The sequence below is a fragment of the Mesorhizobium sp. M8A.F.Ca.ET.057.01.1.1 genome, from assembly GCF_003952565.1.
In the GTDB taxonomy this organism is placed as follows: Bacteria; Pseudomonadota; Alphaproteobacteria; order Rhizobiales; family Rhizobiaceae; genus Mesorhizobium.
This window is the reverse complement of the sequence record NZ_CP034454.1, coordinates 4,487,362-4,508,004: the sequence shown is the minus strand read 5'-3', so window position 1 is coordinate 4,508,004 and position 20,643 is coordinate 4,487,362. Positions and strand designations below refer to the sequence as shown.

The 20,643-nt window shown below is 66.6% G+C and carries 16 protein-coding genes; 12 read left to right on the top strand and 4 right to left on the bottom strand.

All coding sequences use genetic code 11. The annotated features are described in order from the left end of the window. Window positions 1-4 precede the first annotated feature (4 nt). Genes EJ077_RS21560 through EJ077_RS21535 form a run of 6 tightly spaced genes read left to right on the top strand, consistent with a single transcriptional unit; the run spans window position 5 to window position 3,337 of the window. On the top strand, window positions 5-664 hold the full coding sequence (locus tag EJ077_RS21560) for a hypothetical protein (RefSeq protein ID WP_208696082.1): 660 nt from the start codon (window positions 5-7) through the stop codon (window positions 662-664). A gap of 12 nt (window positions 665-676) precedes the next feature. After that, window positions 677-982, top strand: a complete 306-nt coding sequence (locus EJ077_RS21555; RefSeq protein ID WP_208696080.1) for a hypothetical protein — start codon at window positions 677-679, stop codon at window positions 980-982. Beyond that, a complete protein-coding gene (locus EJ077_RS21550) occupies window positions 979-2,127 on the top strand; it encodes a hypothetical protein (RefSeq protein WP_208696078.1) in 1,149 nt (382 codons plus the stop codon). The genes EJ077_RS21555 and EJ077_RS21550 overlap by 4 nt, the downstream gene beginning before the upstream one ends. Window position 2,128: 1 nt before the next feature. Next, the gene (locus EJ077_RS21545; protein ID WP_208696076.1) at window positions 2,129-2,638 is read left to right on the top strand and encodes a phage baseplate assembly protein V; all 510 of its coding nucleotides are present in this window, start codon (window positions 2,129-2,131) and stop codon (window positions 2,636-2,638) included. A 4-nt stretch (window positions 2,639-2,642) separates the two neighbouring features. After that, window positions 2,643-2,981 (top strand): hypothetical protein, encoded by a 339-nt coding sequence (locus tag EJ077_RS21540; RefSeq protein ID WP_208696074.1) that lies wholly within the window; start codon window positions 2,643-2,645, stop codon window positions 2,979-2,981. Continuing rightward, the gene (locus tag EJ077_RS21535) at window positions 2,978-3,337 is read left to right on the top strand and encodes a GPW/gp25 family protein (protein WP_208696072.1); all 360 of its coding nucleotides are present in this window, start codon (window positions 2,978-2,980) and stop codon (window positions 3,335-3,337) included. Before EJ077_RS21540 ends, EJ077_RS21535 begins: the two co-directional genes overlap by 4 nt. 19 nt (window positions 3,338-3,356) lie before the next feature. On the opposite strand, the gene EJ077_RS21530 is transcribed toward EJ077_RS21535, so the two are convergent. Then, window positions 3,357-4,553 carry a hypothetical protein gene (locus EJ077_RS21530; RefSeq protein WP_208696070.1) on the bottom strand — a complete coding sequence of 399 codons (1,197 nt, stop codon included), beginning with the start codon at window positions 4,551-4,553 and terminating at the stop codon, window positions 3,357-3,359. A gap of 200 nt (window positions 4,554-4,753) precedes the next feature. Here EJ077_RS21530 and EJ077_RS21525 point away from each other — a divergent pair, with 200 nt between their 5' ends. The 6 genes from EJ077_RS21525 to EJ077_RS21500 are packed head-to-tail and all read left to right on the top strand — an operon-like array spanning window position 4,754 to window position 15,993. Beyond that, the gene (locus EJ077_RS21525) at window positions 4,754-5,881 is read left to right on the top strand and encodes a putative baseplate assembly protein (protein WP_245458796.1); all 1,128 of its coding nucleotides are present in this window, start codon (window positions 4,754-4,756) and stop codon (window positions 5,879-5,881) included. Beyond that, on the top strand, window positions 5,878-7,275 hold the full coding sequence (locus EJ077_RS21520) for a hypothetical protein (RefSeq protein ID WP_208696066.1): 1,398 nt from the start codon (window positions 5,878-5,880) through the stop codon (window positions 7,273-7,275). The genes EJ077_RS21525 and EJ077_RS21520 overlap by 4 nt, the downstream gene beginning before the upstream one ends. Then, window positions 7,209-8,909, top strand: coding sequence for a putative baseplate assembly protein (locus EJ077_RS21515; RefSeq protein WP_208696064.1), 1,701 nt, complete (start codon window positions 7,209-7,211; stop codon window positions 8,907-8,909). The genes EJ077_RS21520 and EJ077_RS21515 overlap by 67 nt, the downstream gene beginning before the upstream one ends. After that, complete coding sequence (locus EJ077_RS21510) at window positions 8,902-11,169, top strand: hypothetical protein (RefSeq protein ID WP_208696062.1); 2,268 nt, start codon at window positions 8,902-8,904, stop codon at window positions 11,167-11,169. Before EJ077_RS21515 ends, EJ077_RS21510 begins: the two co-directional genes overlap by 8 nt. Before the next feature lie 9 nt (window positions 11,170-11,178). Then, complete coding sequence (locus EJ077_RS21505) at window positions 11,179-15,084, top strand: DUF6519 domain-containing protein (protein WP_208696061.1); 3,906 nt, start codon at window positions 11,179-11,181, stop codon at window positions 15,082-15,084. A gap of 18 nt (window positions 15,085-15,102) precedes the next feature. After that, on the top strand, window positions 15,103-15,993 hold the full coding sequence (locus EJ077_RS21500) for a hypothetical protein (protein ID WP_208696060.1): 891 nt from the start codon (window positions 15,103-15,105) through the stop codon (window positions 15,991-15,993). Window positions 15,994-17,443: 1,450 nt separating this feature from the next. Here the strand turns inward: EJ077_RS21500 and EJ077_RS21495 are convergent. The 3 genes from EJ077_RS21495 to EJ077_RS21485 are packed head-to-tail and all read right to left on the bottom strand — an operon-like array spanning window position 17,444 to window position 19,941. Then, window positions 17,444-18,253 carry a metallophosphoesterase family protein gene (locus EJ077_RS21495; protein ID WP_208696059.1) on the bottom strand — a complete coding sequence of 270 codons (810 nt, stop codon included), beginning with the start codon at window positions 18,251-18,253 and terminating at the stop codon, window positions 17,444-17,446. Between the two features lie 15 nt (window positions 18,254-18,268). Continuing rightward, window positions 18,269-19,195, bottom strand: coding sequence for a diacylglycerol/lipid kinase family protein (locus EJ077_RS21490; RefSeq protein ID WP_208696058.1), 927 nt, complete (start codon window positions 19,193-19,195; stop codon window positions 18,269-18,271). After that, a complete protein-coding gene (locus tag EJ077_RS21485; RefSeq protein WP_245458497.1) occupies window positions 19,192-19,941 on the bottom strand; it encodes a phosphatase PAP2 family protein in 750 nt (249 codons plus the stop codon). Before EJ077_RS21485 ends, EJ077_RS21490 begins: the two co-directional genes overlap by 4 nt. Window positions 19,942-20,643: the final 702 nt, after the last annotated feature.

The following is a 20,643-nucleotide window of genomic DNA, read 5'->3' as shown; positions in this document are numbered from 1 at the left end:
TCAAATGAATGATTTCCCGCACTCACCAAAAATCCTCAAAGGGGCGATTGTCGGTATCGACATCTTCAACCCACTCGCCTCGGTGGTGGTGTTTCAATACAACCCCGAGCAATTGTCGCGCTCGCTCGAGCCGCAATATGGCGATGCCGGCGGGGCGCGGGCCGAGGCGCTGCGGCTCAACGGGCCGCCGCGCGAGACGATCTCGGCTACCATCAATATCGACGCCATCGACCAGCTCGAAAGCGACGACGCCAAGACCAAGAAACTGGGGATCAACCCGCAGTTGGCGGCGCTCGAAATGCTGGCCTATCCCAAGAGCGCGCTGGTGATCGCCAATACCGTGCTGCTCGCCACCGGGACCATCGAGATCGTGCCGCCGATGGGGCCGCTGACGCTGTTCATCTATGGCTGGCAGCGCGTGGTGCCGGTCAAGCTCACGCATCTGTCGGTCAGCGAGGTGATGCACGATCCGGGCCTCAACCCGATGCGGGCGACGGCCGACCTGTCGCTGCAGGTGCTCACCTACAACGATTTTCCGCTCGCCCATCCCGGCTACGCCACCTTCCTCGCCCACCAACTGGTCAAGGAGACAATGGCGACCATCGGGACAGTCAACAACCTGGGCGCCGTGCTGGGGCACGACGCCAATCTTTTCACCCGGTGAGAGCTCGCGCCGATGTTCGAACAAACCAGTCGCTATGCCGGTCTTGCCACCCGCACGATCACCACGCCCGAGGGGCGGCTCATCACCTATGTGGCACGTCGCAACGTGCCGCCGGCCGCGGCCTATGTCGCGGCGGGCGGCGTCACCACCAGCGATTCCGACCGGCTCGACAATATCGCGCACCGCTATCTGGGCGATCCGCTGGGGCTCTACCAGGTGGCTGACGCCAACGAGGCGATGCATCCGATGGAGCTGACGGGAGAGCCGGGCCGGCGGCTGGTCATCCCGCTGCCGCGCCACCCGGGGGCCAAGTCATGAATATCCTCGGGGTGCGGCTCAACCTGCTGATCGGGTCCGATCCGGTTGCGCTGCCGGCCCCGATCCGCATGCTCGAGGCGCTGGCCGAGGTCGAGGTCAGCCACTCCGACCGCGAGCGCTCCGGCTTCCGGCTCACCTTCACCGTCGGGCGTTCTGGGCCGACCGACCTGATCGATTACGAGCTCATCCTCAACCCCTTGCTGCAGGTGCATAGCCGGGTGGTGCTGACGGCGATCTTCGATATCCGGCCGCGCGTCATCATGGATGGGCTGGTGACGCGGCGCGACCTGGTGCCGGGCGATCGGCCGGGGGAGGGGCGGCTGGTGCTGAGCGGGCACGACCTCTCCATCGCACTCGACCGCAAGTACAACCCCACCGAGCACATCAACCAGCCCGAAGCGATGATCGCGGGCAAGATCGCGGCGAGCTACCCGCAATATGCCATGCTGCCCAATGTCCGGCAGCCGCCGCTCAGCACGCCGCCGCTCAATATCGAGCACGTGCCGCAGCAGACGGCGACCGATTGGGATTATCTCGAGGAGATGGCGGCGCGCTTCGGCTTCGTCACCTATGTTAAGTCGGGCCCGGTGCCGCTGCAGAATTCGCTCTACTGGGGGCCACCGATCGCGCCCGAGCTGCCGCAGCCGGCGCTCAGCGCCAATATGGGGCCAATGACCAACGTGTCGGGCCTCAGCTTCACCCAGGATGGGCTGGCCATCATGATGGTCAAGTCCAGCGTCAAGGATGCGCTTACCGGGCAGACTATGCCGGTTTTCTCGGTGGTGCCGAGTCGGCCGCCACTGGGGCTGGTACCGGCCTTCTTCGCCGGGGTTCCCAGCCTGCGCGAGGTGGGCATGGAAACCACCGGCCTCAACAGCCTCGAGGCGCTCGCCCGGGCCCAGGCCAAGCTCGACAGCTCGTCGGACAATGTCCTGACGGTTAGCGGTACGCTCGACAGCACGCGCTACAACGACGTGCTGCAGGCGCGCGAACTGGTCGACCTGCGCGGGGCTGGGGCGACGCATGACGGCACCTACCTGGTGCGCAGTGTCACCCACAAGATCGCGCGCGGCGGCTACACTCAGGATTTCACGCTGTCGCGCGCCGAACTCGGCGCCAAGCTGCCGCTGGTCCGGGTGGCCTGAGATGACCCAGCGGCACTACGGCAAATTCCGGGGCACGGTCGAAGACAATGTCGATCAGACCGGGCGCGGCCGGATCAAGGTGAGCGTGCCAGGCATTACCGTCGGCGACAATGGCTGGGCCTGGCCCTGCGTGCCCTATGCCGGACCGGGCGTGGGGTTTTTCGCCATGCCGCCCAAGGGGGCGGGGGTGTGGGTGGAGTTCGAGCAGGGCGACCCCAGCCACGCCATCTATTCGGGCTTCTTTTGGGCGCAGCCGCTCGATGCACCGGTGCCGCCCGGTCCGCTGGCCAGCGGCATCACCATGCTCAAGACCGACAAGTTCACGCTCGAAATCGACAACAACCCGGCACTGCCTACCCTCACGATCGAGATCCAGGCTGGCGGGGCGGTCGGCAAGGCGGCGATCAGCGTTGACCAGATGGGCATGACGCTCAGCGCCGCCAGCAACAAGATCGAGCTGCAGCCCGGGTTCGTGACGATCAACGGCACCAGTCTCAAGATCATGCAGTGAGGCGATGATGGTCTTTCCGATCCTGACGCAACTGACGCAACTGCAATGCCCGCACGGCATTCCCGCCATGATGCAGCCGAGCGCCACCAAGGTGCTGATCGACAATGGCCTGCCAATGCTGGCGGGAGACCTCGCGAGCATTGCCGGCTGCCCGTTCACCGTGCCGCCGGGCAAGCCGCAGCCCTGCACCACCTCCAAGTTCGCGACGCTGTCGGGCAAGGTGTTCATCGAGGGCAAGCCAGCGGTGCTGCAGGGCGTCGCGGACCTGGGCATATCGGCCGAGCAGATCCCGGGCGGGCCGCTGATCTACGCGCTGGTGCAGGCCAAGGTGATCGCCTCATGACCGAGTTCGGGTTTCCCTACCGGGTGGCGGCAACGGGCGGCACGGCAACGGCCAGCCCCGACCAGCATGTGCGCGACATCATCGCGCTGGTGCTGTTCACCGGCCAAGGCGAGCGGGTCAACCGCCCGGATTTCGGCTCGGGCGCGCGGCAGCTGGTGCATTCGCAGAACGCCCCCGAACTGGCCATGGCGCTGCAGCACCTGGTGCTGTCGAGCCTGCAGCGCTGGCTGTCGGAAGCCATCGAGGTGCGTGGCGTCGAAGTGGAGGCGCATGACGCGACGGTGTCGGTGGAAGTGCGCTTTCGGCCGCTAGACAGCGACCAGGAGCGGTCGGTGCAAGTGGTGAGGCAGGCCTGAAATGGATCGGCGGCAGTTCTCAGCCAACAGCGAGAGACGAAAGAAGCTGCTGGGCTCCCAGGTGAAGGTCGGCGGGCTGCGCCTCAACGGGCTCGATTACCTCGAAGTGCTCGATGACGATGCGCCCAGCCCGGCGCTGCGGCAGCGGCTGCTCGACGTGGTGTTCCTCAGGCCCGACGGCGTGGCCGATCTGAGCGGGGAGAACTTCGCCATCAAGGGCGGTGTCAGGATCATCGGCATCGAGGTCATCGCCGCCGCTCCGGGCGCCAATGCCCAGACGGTGCGGCTGAGCCTCGACCGGGCCGGCGATTTCTCGCGCTACCGGTTGGTGCTGCGCGGCAGCAACCTCGACGCGCCGCCCGCCAGTTTCGATCCGGCGCTGACGCTGATCGAGTTCTCGTTCAAGGCCGATTGCCCGACCGATTTCGACGCCTTGCCGCCGCCGCCGCCGCTGCCTGAGCCGCCGCCGGCGCCCCCGATCGACTACCTCGCCAAGGATTACGAGAGCTTCCGGCGGCTGATGATCGATCGCATGGCGGTGACCATGCCGGGCTGGACTGAACGCAGCGCCGCGGATCTCGGCGTCACCCTGGTCGAAACGCTGGCCTTCGGGGCCGACCTCGCGAGCTACTACCAGGACGCGGTGGGCACCGAGGCCTATCTGTCGCGGGCCCGGCTGCGCGCCTCGGCTCGGCGGCATGCGCGGCTGCTCGGTTATCGGGCCGGCGAGAGCTGCAACGCCCGCACCTTCGTGTGCATCACGGTCAATGCGGACCGCACCCAGCCCGACCCACCGCTGGTGCCGGCCGGCACCATGCTGCTGACCCGCCCCGACGGGGCGAGTGGCGGCGGCCTGCCCAAGGCGTTGCCGCGCGATCCCGAGCGGCTCGCCGAGGCGCTCAATGCAGGGGCGCGGGTGTTCGAGACCATGGTGGATGTGACGGCGCTCTATCAGGCGCAGAACGAACTCACCCTGCACAGCTGGAGCGCCAGCGCCGGCCGGCTGCCTGCCGGCGCGACGATGGCGCACCTCGTCGGCACGCTGGCGAGCACCCATCTCGAGGCCGGCGACGTGCTGGTGTTCGAGGAGCGCTTCCCGATCGGCGGCACGGCGAGTGACCCGGCCGATCCGACGCACCGGCATGCGGTGCGGCTCGACCGCAGCCCGCGCGAGCTCAGCGATCCGCTCGAGGGCAAGCCGGTGCTCGAGATCCACTGGGCGCTGGCCGACGCCCTGCCATTCGCGCTTAATCTCGGGCGCGATGGGGCGCAGCCGGGGCGGTGGCGCGCGGGAATATCGTGCTGGCCGATGACGGGCACACGCTCGATTATGCCTATGCCAACCTCGCGCCCGAGGCCGAGGCGCGGCAATCGCTGCATGCCGGGCTGGTGGGGCGCAGCGCGCTCGACCCCGAGATGCCGCCCGAGCCCGACAGCCGGGGTTATGGCGCGCCGCCCTACCGGCCGCGGGTCACCGTCGGCCCGCTCACCCGCGCCGTACCGTTCGATGCGGTGGCGGCGCGGCGCCGGCCCGCCGCCGAAGCGCTGCAGCAGAATGCCGCCGCGGCGCTGCCGGCGATCGAACTCAGCGCCGGCGAGACGTGGCTCGCCAGCACCGACCTGCTCAATTCCGATCGTTTCGCCGCCGAGTTCGTGGTCGAGACCGGCAATGACAGCAGCGCCGAGCTGCGGTTCGGCGACAATCGCTTCGGCGCCACCCCGCAGCCGGGCGTCCGCTACCGGGCGCGACTGCGGGTCGGCAGCGGCGCGGCCGGCCGGCTGGGGGCCGACGCCCTGGGGCATATCGTGCTCGATGACGCGGGGTTCGTCGACGACATCAGGAACCCGCTGCCGGCGGTGGGCGGAGCCGAGCCGGAAACGCTGACGGCGATCAAGCTCGCCGCGCCACGCGCCTTCCACCAGCAGCGCCGCGCCGTCACCGCCGACGACTATGCGGGGTTCGCCGAGCGGCACCGCGATGTGCAGCGCGCCATTGCCGAGCGGCGCTGGACCGGCAGCTGGCAGACCATCTTCATCGCGGTGGACCGGCGTGGCGGACGGCCGGTCGATGCGGCGTTCGAAGCCGAGCTGATCGGCTTTCTCGAGCCGTTCCGGCTGGCCGGCCACGATCTGGAGATCGAGCCGCCGGTGTTCGTACCGCTCGATGTGGCGCTGGTGGTGTGCGCCGCCGATGGCCACTATGCCGAGCATGTCGAGGCGGCGCTGCTGAGCCGGTTCAGCTCCGGCGTGCGGCCCGACCGCACGCGTGGCTTTTTCCATCCCGACGCCTTCAGCTTCGGCGAGGATGTGCTGCTGAGCAGCATCATCGCCGAAGCCATGGCGGTGCCGGGGGTGCGCTGGGTGGGCATGCAACTGCCAGGCTCCAGCGCCAGCGGCCGCTTCCGCCGCTTCTACGATCAGGGCGTCGATTATGCCGAAGATGGCGTCATCGCCATCGGGCGCCGCGAAGTGGCGCGGCTCGATAACGACCCCGACGCGCCCGAGCATGGCCGGCTGCGCTTTTACGTGGAGGGCGGGCGATGAGCGGCGACAGCGACGACGACCTGCCGGCGGCTTTTGCGCCGCGCCGGCCAGGCAACCGGGCGGGGCTCGCCGCCATCGACTATCGGGTCGGGCGGCACGGCGATTTCCTCGCGCGCGTGCTGCACAACCTGCCGCGCGAGCGGGTGGTCGATCCGGCGACGCTGGCGGAAAAGCGGCCTCTGGCCGGCCTCACCAGCCGTGCCGCGGATGACCCGACAATTGCGCTGGCCGACGCGTTCTCGGTGACGCTGGACGTGCTGAGCTTCTACCAGGAGCGGATCGCCAACGAGGGCTACCTGAGGACGGCGCTCGAACGGGACTCGATGGTCGAGCTGGCGCGGGAGATCGGCTATGAGCTGCGGCCCGGCGTCGCCGCCTCGGCAAGCCTCGCCTTCACGGTCGAGGATCGCGACGATCCGTTCCGGGTGATCACGGTCCCCACCGGCACGCAGGTGCTGAGCGTGCCGCAACACCCCGACGAACGGCCGCAGACCTTCGAGACGGTGGTGCCGATCACGGCGCGGGCCGAGTGGAACGACATCGCGCTGCGCACCGAGCGGCCGCAGCACCTCGCCATGTTCTGGGACGAAGGCAAGCCGCACCATGGCGAGCTCTGCCTGCTCGATCTCGACTCGTCCTTCGATTTCAGCGCGGTGGATGCCGCCGACCTGATCGAGATCACCAAGCCCGATCTCTACAAATACCTGGCGGTGGTGCCGGGGCTCGATATCGGCGCAGCGCTCGACGACCTGATCGAAGATGCCAAGCTGAACCCCGAGATCGCGCCGATCATCCGCGGCGTGTTCGTCGATCGCATCCAGTTGCGCGGGCTCGGCCTTTCGCTGCGGCGCGGCATGCGGATGCTGGCGGTGGGCGTCGGCACCCTGGCGCAGACGCGCGCCTTCCGCATCGTCGAGGTCAGCGAGGATATCGGCCACCAACTGACCGAGGTGGTGCTCGCGCCGCTGGTCACCAAGCCGCTGCCGCCCAAGCCGCTCAAGCTCAAGTTCATGACGGCGCTGCTGCCGGAGGCGAAGCTCGACATCCGGCCGATCGCCTTCAACGTCAATTCCGCCAGCCGGGCGATCAAGCGCGCCACCTGGCGCGGCAATACGCTGTCGAGCTTCATCAAGCTGCAGGCCTGGCCGCGGGTGAAGCTGATGCTGCTGTTCCGCTTCCCCAAGGAAATCGAAGCGCCGCCGCTGGAGCAGGTCAGCCCCGGCCTCGTGGTGCTGCGCCAGAGCACCGGCTTTTTCGGCAACGCGGCGCCCAAATGGAAGTCGCTGGGAAAGTCGCGGTACGCCCAAGGCGAGGCTTACCCGAAGGATTGGGATTTGGGGGGGAAGGCGGCAAGCCGGTCCAGATCTGGACCGACTCGCAGGGCGTGTCGCTGACCGGCGAGGTCAAAGACGAAGAGCGAGAACCAGTCGATGTGTTCCTCGAGCGCGAGATCCCGGAAATCGTCCCCGGCGATTGGGTGCTGTTCGAGAACCCCAATGCATCGCAGGTCAAGCCATTGCGGGTCGCGGCGGTGGGGACACAGTCGCGCGCCGATTTCGCGCTCGGCGGCAAGGCCACTGGCCTGCTGCTCGCGACCGAGAACGGCGACTTCACCCAGGATGACAAGGCGGCGCTCGACCTCAACTTCCGCACCGCGATCGCCCGCGTGGCGAGCCAGTTGCTGCCGCTGGGAGGGCTGCCGATCGTCGATCCGCTCGCGGCCGGCACCAGGAGCCTGACGCTCGACGGGCTCTATCTAGACGTCATCGTGGGCAGCGCCATCTCGATCGTCGGCGAGCGCGGCGATGCGCCGGGCCTCATCGATGGCGAGACGCTGGTGATCGCCGACGTGACGCATGTCGGCGGCTTCACCACGCTGGGGTTGGCCGAAGGGCTGTCGCGCAGCTATGTGCGCACCAGCCTCAAGGCCAACGCCAATGTGGCGCCGGCGACGCATGGCGAGTTCGGCGAGGAGGCGCTGGGCAGCGGCGACGCGCTGCTGGCGCACCAGGCGTTCAAGCTGTCGCGCCCGCAACTGACCTTCGTTCCCGCCGCCACCGATCGCGGCACGGCGACGACGCTGGTGGTGCGGGTCGATGGCGTCGCCTGGTCGGAAGTCGAGGCACTCTACGATGCCGGGCCGGACGACCAGGTCTATGCCGTGCGGATCGACGATGACGGCACCACCAGGGTGGTGTTCGGCGATGGCCAGCATGGCAGGCGCCTGCCGACCGGCAGCCTCAACGTCACCGCCAGCTATCGCAGCGGCATGGGCGTTGCGGGGCAGGTGGCCGAACAGAGCCTGACGCTGCTGAAATCGCGCCCGCTCGGCATCCGGGCGGTGATCAACCGCAGCCCGGCGCGCGGTGCGGCGCCGGCCGAAACACTCGCCGATGCGCGGATCAGCGCGCCGCAGAGCGTCCGGGTGCTCGGCCGCATCGTCTCGCTCACCGATTACGAGGATTTCGCCCTCGGCTTTGCCGGCATCGGCAAGGCGAAGGTGGCGGCGCTGCGGCTGGGCCGCCGGCAGGTGGTACATCTCAGCGTGGCGCCGCGCCTCGAAGGGGTGTTCGATCCAGCCGACAGCACGTTGCGGAGCCTCGCCGAGGCGATCGAGCGCCGCCGCGACCCGGGCCATCGGCTGTTCGTGGCGCCGCATCGGCAGCGCTATTTCCAAATTGCCGCCAAGCTGGCCTACGACCGGCGCTATCGCCCCGAGGACGTGCGGGCGGCGGTGGAGGCCGAGCTGCTGCGCCGCTTCGGCTATGACGAGCGGGCGCTGGCCAGCGCGCTCAGCGCGGCTGAGATCACCGCGGCAATGCAGGGCGTGCCAGGGGTGGTCTACAGCGATCTCGATCAGCTCAGCCCCTATGGCGCGAGCCAGGCGGGGCCGGCGACGCTCACCTCGGTGATGCCGGCGGGCGCCGCACGGGTAGTCGATGCCGAGGCCCCGACGATCGATCCCGCCGAGCTGCTGGTCGCCCTTCCCACCGGCATCGCCCTGACGCTGGAGGTTGCCGATGCGTAACAGTGCCATCGACCGGCTGTATCAACTGCTGCCGGGTTACATCACCGCCAGGGACGCCGACGAGGGCCGCCCGCTGCTGGCGCTGATGCAGATCCTGACGCGGGAGCTCGAGCTGGTCGAGCGCGACACCGATCAGCTCTACGACAACTGGTTCATCGAGACCTGTGAGAACTGGGCCGTGTCCTATATCGGCGACCTGGTGGGGGCCCGCGCGCTGCGAGAGTTCGGCGAGGGCAGCCTCAGGGCCTATGTCGCCAATACGCTGGCCTATCGGCAGGCCAAGGGCACCAGGGTCATTGTCGAGCAATTGGCTCGCGACGTGTCGGGCTGGCCAGCAGTGGCGGTGGAGTTTTTCAGCCTGCTGCAGCAGACCCGCTACGTCAACCGGCAGAAGGGTGGGGTGCCCGCTACCATGTCGCTGCGCGATGCCGATGCCGCGACGCTGACCGGCGGGCCGTTCGAAAGCGCGGCGCACTCGGTCGATGTGCGGGCCATCGGCCGTACCTCAGGCCGCTACAATATCCCCAATCTGGGGCTGTTCGTCTGGCGACTCCACAATAACGACCTGCCGTTCCTCACCGACGAGAGGGAGGGCGGCTATCTCGGCGGCGTGGTGCCGCGCGCCGCCGCGCTGGGCGCCGGCTACCGCCTGCTCGATCCGGTGGGCCGGCCGCTGCGGCTGTTCAACCGGCCGCGCACCGAACAGAGCGTCGATCAGTCGAGCACCGAGGCGTCGGTGCCGGGGCCGCTGCGCCGCCGCCGCATCGCCGCCGATCTCGAGGCGCTGCGCGACGGCAAGCCGGGCGGAGGGTTGTTCTTCCGCACACGCCCGGTGTTCGCGGCGCGGCTGGGTGGCGTCAGCCTCAGGCCCGAGCAGCTCCATTGCTGCAACCTCGGCGATCGCCAGCTGGGGGGCGGCGTGAGCTGGATCCGGCCGGCGGTCGCCGGGACGATCAATTTCGATCCCGAGCTGGGGCGGCTGTCGCTGCATGCCGATGACGAGGGCAAGGCCGTCGAGGTGAGCTATGCGTTCGGCAGCGCCGGAGAGTTCGGGGCCGGGCCGGGCGATCGCCGCGCCTTGGTGGCCGATTGGATCGGACCGTTCGCCGACCCCGAAGCGCAGCCGCCATTGTGGCAGGTCGGGGTGACCCGCCGCACCGAGGCGCTGAGCGCGGCGCCCGGCCAGACGATCGTCGCGAGCCTCGCCGAAGCCATCGCGCTGTGGAATGCGGAAGCGGCGCCCGGCCGGCGCGGCATCATCGCGGTGCTCGACAGCGCCAGCTATGACGAGGACCTCAGTAGCGCGGCGCAAACCATCAGCATCCCGCAGAGCGCCATGCTGGCGATCGTCGCAGCCGGCTGGCCGCTGCGCGATGCCGCGGCGGGGGCAGGGCACCGCAAGGCGGGCGACCTGATTCCGGCCGGCCGGCGGCCGCATCTCGCAAGCGACCTCAAGGTGCGCGGCACGGCGAAAGCCGACGAAGCCGGGGGCACGCTGATCCTCGATGGGCTGCTGCTCGAGGGCCGCGTGCGGGTAATGGCCGGCCAGCTGGGGCGGCTCGAGCTGCGCTGCGGCACGTTCGGCGCCGGCGCCGAGGCGCTGGGCGACGCGGTGACGGTGACTGCCGGCAATGCCGGGCTCGGGCTCAGGATCGAGCGCAGCATCTGTGGGCGCCTCGGCCTCGCCGCGGCGGCCGGCGCCATCGCGATCGTCGACAGCGTGGTGGGCGAAGACCGGGTGGCCGATGGCGATCCTTCGGCCGCGCCGGTGGTCATCGATGCGCCGGCGGCCGACCTCGCGGTCGAGCGCTCGACGCTGTTCGGACGCAGCATCGGCCGCAGCCTCGAGGCTTCGGACAGCCTCTTCACCGCGCCGCTCAAGATCGCGCGGCGCCAAGCCGGCTATGTGCGGTTCAGCTATGTGCCGCCAGGCTCGCGCGTGCCGCGGCGCTTCCATTGCGCGCCGGAGCTGCAGGTGAGCGAGGCCAGGGAACGGCTGGGTGTGGCCTTCACCGAAGAGATGGAGACCGCCATCCGCCGCAGTATTCGTCCGGTGTTCAGCGCGACGCTCGCCGAGGAGCCGGCTTTCGGCCAACTGGCACAGCGTTGCCCGGGTGAAATCGCCGAGGGCGGCGAGGGACGTACCGAGATGGGAGCCCTCAACCGGCTCCGCTATCCGCAGCGGCTCGCCAATCTGGGAGACGCGCTCAGGGAATACCTGCCGTTCGGCCTCGCCGCCGACGTCATTTTTGAGAGTTGAGGATCCGTCATGGCTGACTACACGCGCGATACCTTCCGGCCCTCCCGCCATTTCTCCGGTGTCCGGCAGCAGCAGGGCCGGGTGCACCTCGATGCCGACTGGAACGAGGCGTTCGATATCGGCAGACATGTCGAGCGTACGACCAGCGTCGATGTCATCGGGCAGACCGGCATGCCGGGATCGGCGGCGGGCTTCGCGCTTGCGGCGGTGCCGGCGGCTCCCGGCGCCGACCTGCTGATCGGCACCGGGCGGGCCCATGTCGGTGGCATCCTTGTGGAGCACGAAGCGAGCCCGGCCAGCGTGCTGCATCGGGTCTCGGGCGCCGATGCGGCGACGCTGTGGGAGGTGGTCGGCGGGCCGGCGCTGCGGGTCGGGCAATGGGTCGAGACGACGGCGGCGGGCGCCGCGACGCGGGCCAGCGTCACCGAGATCAAGGACCCGGAGGAGGGCGATGGCGGGCACCAGCGCCTGACCCTCTCGGGTGCCGTCGGCGCCGCCGACACGGTGGAAATCCGCGGCCTTGCCTCGCTGCTGGTGCAGCCGCACCTGCCCGGCGCGGTGCTGCCGGTCGACCCGGTCAGCTATCTCGCCTATCTCGATGTGTGGGAGCGCGAGATCACCGTGCTCGATGATCCGCTGATCGCCGAGACGGCGCTCAACGGCCCCGATACCGCGGTACGCAGCCAGGTCGTCTGGCAGGTGAAGACGGTGCCGGTCAAGCAACTGCTCGATGCCGGCGCCGTCGCGGCGCCGGTCAGCTGCAGCTCGTTCCCGCCGGGCTGGACGCCCGAGGTCGGCGAGCCGCTGCGGCTCAGCGCCGCCGCGCGCGAGGCCGCGGCCGAGCAGAGCCCCTGCGAGCTGCCGGTCGAGGGCGGCTATCGCAGCCTCGACAACCAGCTGTATCGCGTCGAAATCCACAATGGCGGGGCGGCCGGAGCCGCCGGCATCACGCTCAAGTGGTCACGCGACAACGCCATCCACCGCCACCGGCTGCTCGACGTCGCCAATTCCAGCCTGGTGCTGGAAGAGATCGGCCCGGACAGCCCCACCAGCATCGCCGCCGACGATTGGCTGGAGCTGCTCGACGAGGAGCGGGTGCTGGGCGGCGAGCCGGGCTATTTCATCGAGGTCGACGAGGTAGTGGGGACGCGGCTCGGCATCCGCGCCATCCTCGATCCGGTGACGCTGCAGCCGCTGGTGCAGAACGGCGCCCCCAATGCCGACATCCTGCCCAGGCGCGGCGTGGTGCGCCGCTGGGAGGGCGGACCGCCGGTCGGCATCCCGGCCGATGGCAAGCTGACGTTGGAAGCCGGCATCGAGGTGACGCTCAGCGCCGGCCGCGCCGCCACCGGCATGTACTGGCTGATCCCGGCGCGGACGCTGACCGCGGCGCTCGAATGGCCGGCCGACGCCGCATCGGGAGCACCGCTGGCGCTGCCGCCGCACGGCATCCGGCACGCCTATTGCGTACTCGGGCTGATCGACAACGGCGCCGGCCTCAGCGTCGTCAGCGATTGCCGGCCGATCTTCGAGCCGCTCACCGAGCTCGAGACCTTCGCCTATCTGGGCGGCGACGGGCAGGAGGCCACGCCCGATCTCACTGCGCCGGCCACCCTGGTGCCGCTCAACTCGCCGCTCCGGGTCGGGGTGACCCGTGCTCGCCATCCGGTTGCCGGGCGGGCGGTGCGCTTCAGCCTCGCCGAGGCCAATTCGGGCGCCAGCCTGGTGGTGCCGCCGGGCGGCTCGGAGATCGAACATGTGGTGACCGGCGCCGCCATGACCACGCTGGTGCTGCGCACCGATGCGGATGGCGTGGCCGAGACGGGGCTCAGCATTCCCGGCCTCGCCGGGCAATATCACGTCGTCGCCGAACTGCTCGATTCCACCGTGGTGGCCGGGGCCTCGGTCTCGCACCTGCCGATCGAATTCACCGCCAGCGCGTCGGTTGGCGCGGCGGTGGCGTTCGACCCCGCCAATTGCGCCTATCAGGCAAGCGACCGGATCGCGCCGGCCCCCGCGCGCACCGTGCAGGAGGCGATCGACCGGCTCTGCCCGCGGGTCGAGCTGCGGATGGTCGGCGGCGACAGCCAGCTGCTCACTGGCCAGCAGCAGTCGCTGCGACCGTTGCGCGTCGGGGTCTACTGGGGCAAGCAGCCGCTGGCGGGCGTGCGGGTGGATTTCGCCGTGGCCAGCGGCGATGCGACGATGAGTGCGCCGAGCCCGCTCACCAATGCCGAGGGCATCGCCGAGAGTTTCATCGTCGCCGGCAGCGACACGACCTCGAATGGCGGGCTTGTCGAAATCACCGCGACCGTCGTAGGGACGCCGGCGCCCAACCCAGCACCGCTGGTGTTCGGGGCGCAGTTCGTCAAAGCCGATGGCGCGAGCGGGCCGAGCTGCAGCGTCACCGTCGGGCCGGATGGACTCGAGGCGGCTGGCACGACGCTTGCTGAATTCATCGGCAAGCTGGTGACGGCTGACCGGTCGCGGCGGATCAGCATCTTACTGCTGCCCGGCAGCTACGTGCTGCACGAAACACTCGATCTCAGCGGTTTTGACAACCTGGTGCTGGCCGGGTGCCGCGATGGTGTCTGGCTCAAGCCGGATGAGGGGACCCCCCGTGCCTTCGAGCGCGGGCTGGTGCTGATCGAGCGGGCCACCAACCTCACGCTGCGCCGGCTGGGACTGATCCTACCGAGCAAGAGCGATGAGCTTAACCTAGGGGTCTGGGTCTCGAAAGCCGGCGATATTCGGATCGAGGATTGCGTGTTCTTCCTGCCACCCCGCGGCGTGCGCTCGAGCCTCCTGGCGCTGCGGATCAGCAGCGAGTGTCCCAACCTCAAGATCCTCGGCAATCGCATCGGTGGGGACACGCCGCTCGAGCCGGAACGCGGCCCGCGCCTGGGCATCGTGGCCGGGATCGATCCGCGCAGCGGCAGCGAAAAGGCCGAGGCTGCGTTGCTCACTGGCCTCGAGATCAGTCGCAACGAGCTACAGAACCTGACCGCAGCTGTCTATCTCAGAGCGCTGTTCGGTACCGTCCGCTGCGAGGACAACCGCGTCGAGGGGTGCGATAACGGCATCTTCGTCGTGGCGGCGACCGTGACCGACCGCCGGGTGCTATTCGACGCGCTTGGGCGCGGGGTGGACGTGGCCGACGGCAGATTGATCCTGGCGGCCTTGCAGGGGGCGCACCCGGCGCTCATGCAGAGCGTACAGGAGGCGCTGGCGGCCTCACCGCTGCCGGCCGACCTCAGACCCAGCACTGTCGGGACGTTCGGCGAACCACGGGTGGCGCGGCGCGCCGCCGAGGCGAAGCTGGCACAGGCCAAGGCGCTCAACGCGACGCTCCTGGAGCAGTTCAACGCTGACCCCGAGCTCAGTCGCGAAGCGCGGGAGCGCCTGCGCCGCGATGTTGCGGCGGTGGCAGCGCCGGATCCACTGGCCGCCGCGTTCGACGCGCTGGCCGTATCGCCCTTCCGGGTGTCCAACGAGAAGTTCCCTGCTTCGGCGACCGTGCGCATCGCCGGCAACGACATCGTCACCTTGCCGGCAAGCGAGGAAGGTCAGGTCAACACCAGCAGCAATCTGCTAGTTTACCTCGATGAGGCCACCGAGCCCACCGTGATGGTGGCCGGCAACAACATCAGAGGGCAGCGGCGGCAGTTTCTCGTATGGGTCAAAGGGGGGTATTCGGTACCGTCACCGGCAACACCATCATCAATCGCCAGGCGGGCGTGGCTGCGGGGCGGCTGGCGCTCTACTACATGCTCGAGGTGGAGGCGCCGGTCTGTGTCGTTAGTATCGCCGGCAACGTCATCGTCGGCTCCGTCAAGGCGGTGGACCCGCAGCATGCCGGCAGTCCGCTGCCCAACTGGCACCAGATCAACAGCAATGCATTCGTCTGATCGCTGATCCAAGGGAGGATGACACATGTTTGACAACGGCAAATCCGGTCCACAGTTCTTCATTCCGTATTCCGATGCCGACGTCGCCGACGAGGGACGCCGCCCGATCCGGCCGCCGGCGATCAGCTACATATGCGACGGGATCGAGCACAGTGACTACGTTCCGGGCGAGGATCTCGAGGTCAGGGTCCGGGTGGCAAACTTCGCCGAGTTCGGACGGGCGCTCGTCGATGTCTGGCTGATCCGCCCGAGCACCGGCCTCAGCATGGCCGGCCGCACGCCCGACCTCGCCGACCTGACAGTCGACATCGGCCCGCCCGGGGACCCCAACACGCCCAAGACCATCAAGGCCCGTGCCAAGCTGACCAGGCTGGACTACATTGCGGTCGATCCGCTGGCGGACCGGCATCAGTGCCTGATTGTCCGCGTGCGCAGCGAACTCGACGAACCGCTGTTCCTCGAACAGGCGCAGCCGGGCGTCTACCGTCACTGGGCTCAGGAAAATCTCAGCTACCAGCCGACCCCAGCCAATGAGATCCAGTCGATCGGCTTCGATGCCGGCAATCCGATCCCCGAGTACCTGGATTTCGAGATAAAGGCGTCGCCGCCCGACGATGGCGTCATTGAGCGGCTGATCCGGCGGCTAGACCGCGGCAGCTATGTCGATCTAGACGCCGAGGTTTCGCTGGGCGAGTTTCCCAAGGAACTGACCGGCAAAAACGCGCTGGTCGTCTCTCTAAAGGAGCAGGAGATTCGCCCGCTGTTTCTCAATTTCATGCTGCACAGCGAGCTCAAGCCCAACACCTTCGGCGTGCTGCAGGTACTGCAGCGCCGCATGCCCACCGAGAAGGAAAAACCCGACGACCCGGCGCTGATCATTGGCGGCATCGCGGTAGTGGTGCTGCCGGTGAAATGAAGCTTGGGTTGGGTATCGAATGGGCCATGTCGCAGAATCCGACACGCAAACCTGCAGAATACCGTGGGTGCACACCGAGGTGACCTAGCTGCTAGCAAGGCCCCTCGTCCGGCAGACCGCGCAACGTCGGGCTGGACCCGGACCCAATTCGCGGCCCGGGGACGAAGTGAGCCAGTAGCTGTCGAAGGAGAAGCTGCTGGCGGGCGATATTCCAGTGGGTTGGCGATCGGAGGGGGCGACAGTGAAGCGGAAGATCAAGACCCAACATATTGGACGGGCCAGTGTCGCATTGCGCCTTGTCGACAAGCGCACCGATGACTACGCGAGTCAGGTTTGCATGTGCGGCTTCGCAGTTAGGTGCTGGAAGTTGATCGACATACGCTAACCAGATCCGAGTATCTAGTCGCGACTGCCGGAACCGGTGTCAATCGTCGCTCGCTGTCAGGCCGCCCCAACCGATCAGCGTCCGCGCCACCGCAGCTCAGGCGCGCTGCCGCACGTAAGGGGACGGCGCCAATTGCATGGAACGAATGGTGTGTCGAGGCAGGCGCTTTGTCGCGGTGGTCCGGCTAGGTCTGAAATGCGGCAACAACTGCTTCCTGAAGGTCCGTGCCATCACCGGACAGTCTGGTTCCGGCCCCGATCGAGACTCGTTGTCGGCCGATCGCGCTTGCCAAATCTTGACTGTATTCAAGCCCTGCACGCATCAACCAGATATTCTTTGCGGCTACGCAAAGGCCCTAGCGCCTCATGATTTACTTGTCAAAATCCTGTAATCAAGCATTGCTTGCCTATACTGCTCTGGGGTAGCTCAAGTAGAATCAATCGGGCGGTAAACCCGCCAACCTCATGTTTCAGGCAGGCATTCGTGACCACATTCCTTCTTAAACTGAATTGTGAACTTCATCTTGGCGGCGCGGTTCCTCGACCAGTCGAGGCAGCGCAGTGGGAGGGAATACGAGTGATGATGCCGCATCCGTCGCGCATTTCTGGTGGCCCGGGAAGCCATGTGTCGGATGGAGACACATTGGTCTTCTGGGCACAGCCAGACAGTGGCGGAGACATGCCGTCCGGTCACGACATCGCGGAGTTCCTTCCGCGCCCCACGGATCGACTCTATGAGCCTCTCCTCCGTCGCCGGCCGTTCTGTCGCGACTTGAACTCGCGACACGTAATCCGAGAGGGTCTAACCGACTGCAAGTCCTATCCCCGCCGTACTAATTGGGAGCGCGAAAACTGAACCGATTAGCCATCTCGCATCGCGGACGCCATGCACGTCCAGCCGCAGTCGAAGTCGTCTTGAGCGTCACAAGGACGGCGCAAAGATTGCCAGCAACATGACATCTCGCAAGTCGGTCGGAAATTGTACGCGAGCCTTCTCAGGGCTGGGGCAGCGACTTAACGCGGTGTCTCCCTTGCGGACGAGTAAGACGCTGTTCCTGATCGCCCTTCAAGCAGCTTCCCACCCGCCTGGACCGTGCCGAAAGGCATAACTGGCTGAGATTTCGAACCCGGGCCGCGAAGGCTGCCAGGCTCGACATTCGACGGAGATCCTTGGGTGCTCGATGCGAATGATGTTAAACGAATTTGCAGCGTGGCGAAGCCGCGATGAAACCGCCGTTCCCGCTTGAATGAGCAGCGCCGCATAGCCGTCGATAAGGTAACGCCTTGCGCTCGAACCGGTGCGGTGAAGATGCTGATGGCCAGACAATATGATGTCTACGCCGCTGCGCGAGAAGGCATCCATTGCCAGACCCGCGCGGCCAACGATGCCTTCGTCGCTTTCCAAATCCAGCCCTTCAAAAGGATGATGAGTGACCACTACCCGGGTAATGTCATCGGACATATGTGAGAATTTCTCTGTCGCCGCCTCGAGCTGGCGGACATTGATCCTGCCATCCTTGATTGTCAGGGATCGTGCCGTGTTGATCCCGACGACAGCGACTTCGCTGTCGGCATAGAACGGCTCGGTGTCCGCCTCGATGTAGCGCCTGTAACGCGACAGAGGCGTCCATGCGCGCGCGAGGACATTCCAGAGCGGCACATCGTGATTGCCGGGCACTACGATGCGGGGACCAGGAAGGGAATCAAGGAAGGCCCGCGCCTGCAGGAATTCGCCTTTCCGGGCGCGCTGTGTCAGATCCCCCGATACGACGAGCAAATCAGAGTCGATGGCGCGAACCTCGGCCGCGATCGTTTCCACAAGCTGGCTCTCTGTTCTTCCGAAGTGCAAATCCGAAAGGTGGACGAGGGTTTTCACTGAAGTTCTCCGCTTTCAGCCACGGCCACCGGTTCTGGTCATTTTGGCAGGTGCAAGGACCTGCAAGGCCGCTGGTCGAATCTGAAAATTGAGGGGCATGTCCATGCTGACGGCTTCGCCGTCCAGAGAAACCAGCACGGCGTGGCGATGCGATGTGATTTGGAGTGATTTAGCCCGATAGATTTCAAGATCTCGGGTGGAGTCGATCGTGCCGAACGCGATTTTGAACGGAAGCAATGCCAGTCCAAACCAGGACTGCTGCTTGACGACGTAAACGCACAGCTCCTTTGACGACAGGCTGCGGCGGCGGCCAAGATGGGCGATGTCGTAGAAATTGTTGCCAACAAACACACAGGGCGTTCGTAGTCGCTCGCGGGTGCCCTGAGCAGCGACGTGGACAGCCTGCCACGAGGCGGATCTCAACGTTCTCGTGAGAGCGGGTCCGATAGCGGCAAGCTTGCCGAACCCGCGGCGTCGCTGCTCGGCTGAACGCTTTGCAACAAAGAAGGGATAGACCCCAATCGATGAGTTGTTGAGAAAGACGCGGTCGTTGACCTCGGCGACATCGACTGCCACAGGCTTGCCTGTCACGATTGTATCGATCGCCGCTTCGAGGTCGAGCGGCACACCCAAATCCTTGGCAAAGTGGTTCAATGTGCCGAGCGGAAGGACACCGAGCACCAGATCAGTCCCCGCCAGCGCCGAGGCCGCGCTGCTGAGGGTGCCGTCGCCACCGCCCACGACCAATATTGATCCATGGCCTGACCTCGACTTGTTTTCGTCAACGAAGCGCCGAGCGAGCTCTCCAACCTCTCGCCCGTCCACCAATCGCACATCCGCGTCAACGCCACGTTCGGCGAACCCATCCCGTATGGCTCTCTCTATGTCGGCCTTGCGCGCCGCAGTGCCGGCATTTCTGTTGATGAGGGCCAGAACCTTCAAGTTTCCAGCCTCCGTTTCGGCCTTTCCTGAAACCATAACGCGACTGTCCAACACAGGATCGCCCAGCCAGAACCAATGCACCATCCGGCCAAGACATCTGTGGGATAGTGGACCGCGAGATAGACCCGGCTTATCCCAACGGCCACCGTCAGAAACACGGCGATCGACATGAAATAGGCTTTGAGACGCAACTCCTGATTCGCGTGTGAAAGGAGTGCGCCCACGGTCAGGAACGCGATAGCTGAAAGCATCGCATGGCCACTCGGGAAGCTTGCCGTGAATACTCGCGTGACGTGAGGAATCTCCGGCCTGGGCCGGTTGAAGCTCAGCTTGAGGATCGTGCCAAGCAGTTCGCCGCCAACCACCGCCACCGCCATCCAGATGGCGAGAGCCCGCTTGTGGATCAAAAGAAGATAGACAACCCCTGCCAGCAACACGAAGCCAAGAAACACCACGCTGCCGACTGAGGTCACATCCCTGGCCGCTTCCTGAAGCCATGGCGGACCGATCGGGTAGGCCGGATCGGCTGCGCGAAGAGCCGACATGATGGCCAGGTCAAATTTGGTCGTGTCGCCTTCCAGGACTTCCTCGGCGAGCACCCCGAAGCCGAAAATGAGGCATGCTACAAGCATCCCCGCAACAAGCCTGTTTTTGCCTTGCGCGAACGCACCGCTAATTCGGCACAGCGGGCTAGGCCGGTAACTCCCTAGGCGCCCGCGCTCGGTATCTGGGACTGGTTCGTTCAAGCGCAGGACCTCGATCTATAGTCCACAACGGCTTCGCATGAACCGGGTTCCCCAATCATCAATGCGGTCCACGCCCCGGTCCATGCGGTATGCCGACCGGCTGCATGGACCTGACGTCAAGATGAGGCTCCGGGCGCACCGGCTAGCTATTGAGATCAGTCTCCGAAATTGCGCCAGTTTTGTGCCGTCCTATAGATGGCATGTGGCACCAGGCTCAACGCCCCAGATCATCATTGGATGCCTCAAGTCCGCCGTCTCGACGTAGCCGGCTCTAATGACTGCGATAACTAGCGGACGACTTCGGGCTCCAAGTGGTCGCCGCAACGAAGCTCAAAGAAGATGCGATCCAGCAGAAGCGTTGCGACCACGTTTCGATGAAGCGCTTAGGAACGGTGCTCTTATGCGAAACGCCCCGCAAGCTGACCTACCGCTTCTGGCCCCATTGCTGCCTGTCTAAAATGCGCCCAACCTCGGCCGTTTAGGCCCATTTCGGCGTACCCCAGCAGCCGACATTGCGAGCGCTAAGCGGCGCTTCAAAATTGCCCCAGAACGGACATTGCATCCACAAGAGGAGTCATAAAACGACGGACTAGCCCTGCTACTGACGGCCATATTTCTTGAAGGTTCCGTCAGCGGGCAGCGAGCGCGTCGAGCGCTTCCTTCGCTGTGCGAGCATCGCTGGTCACTGGCAACCATCCGGTG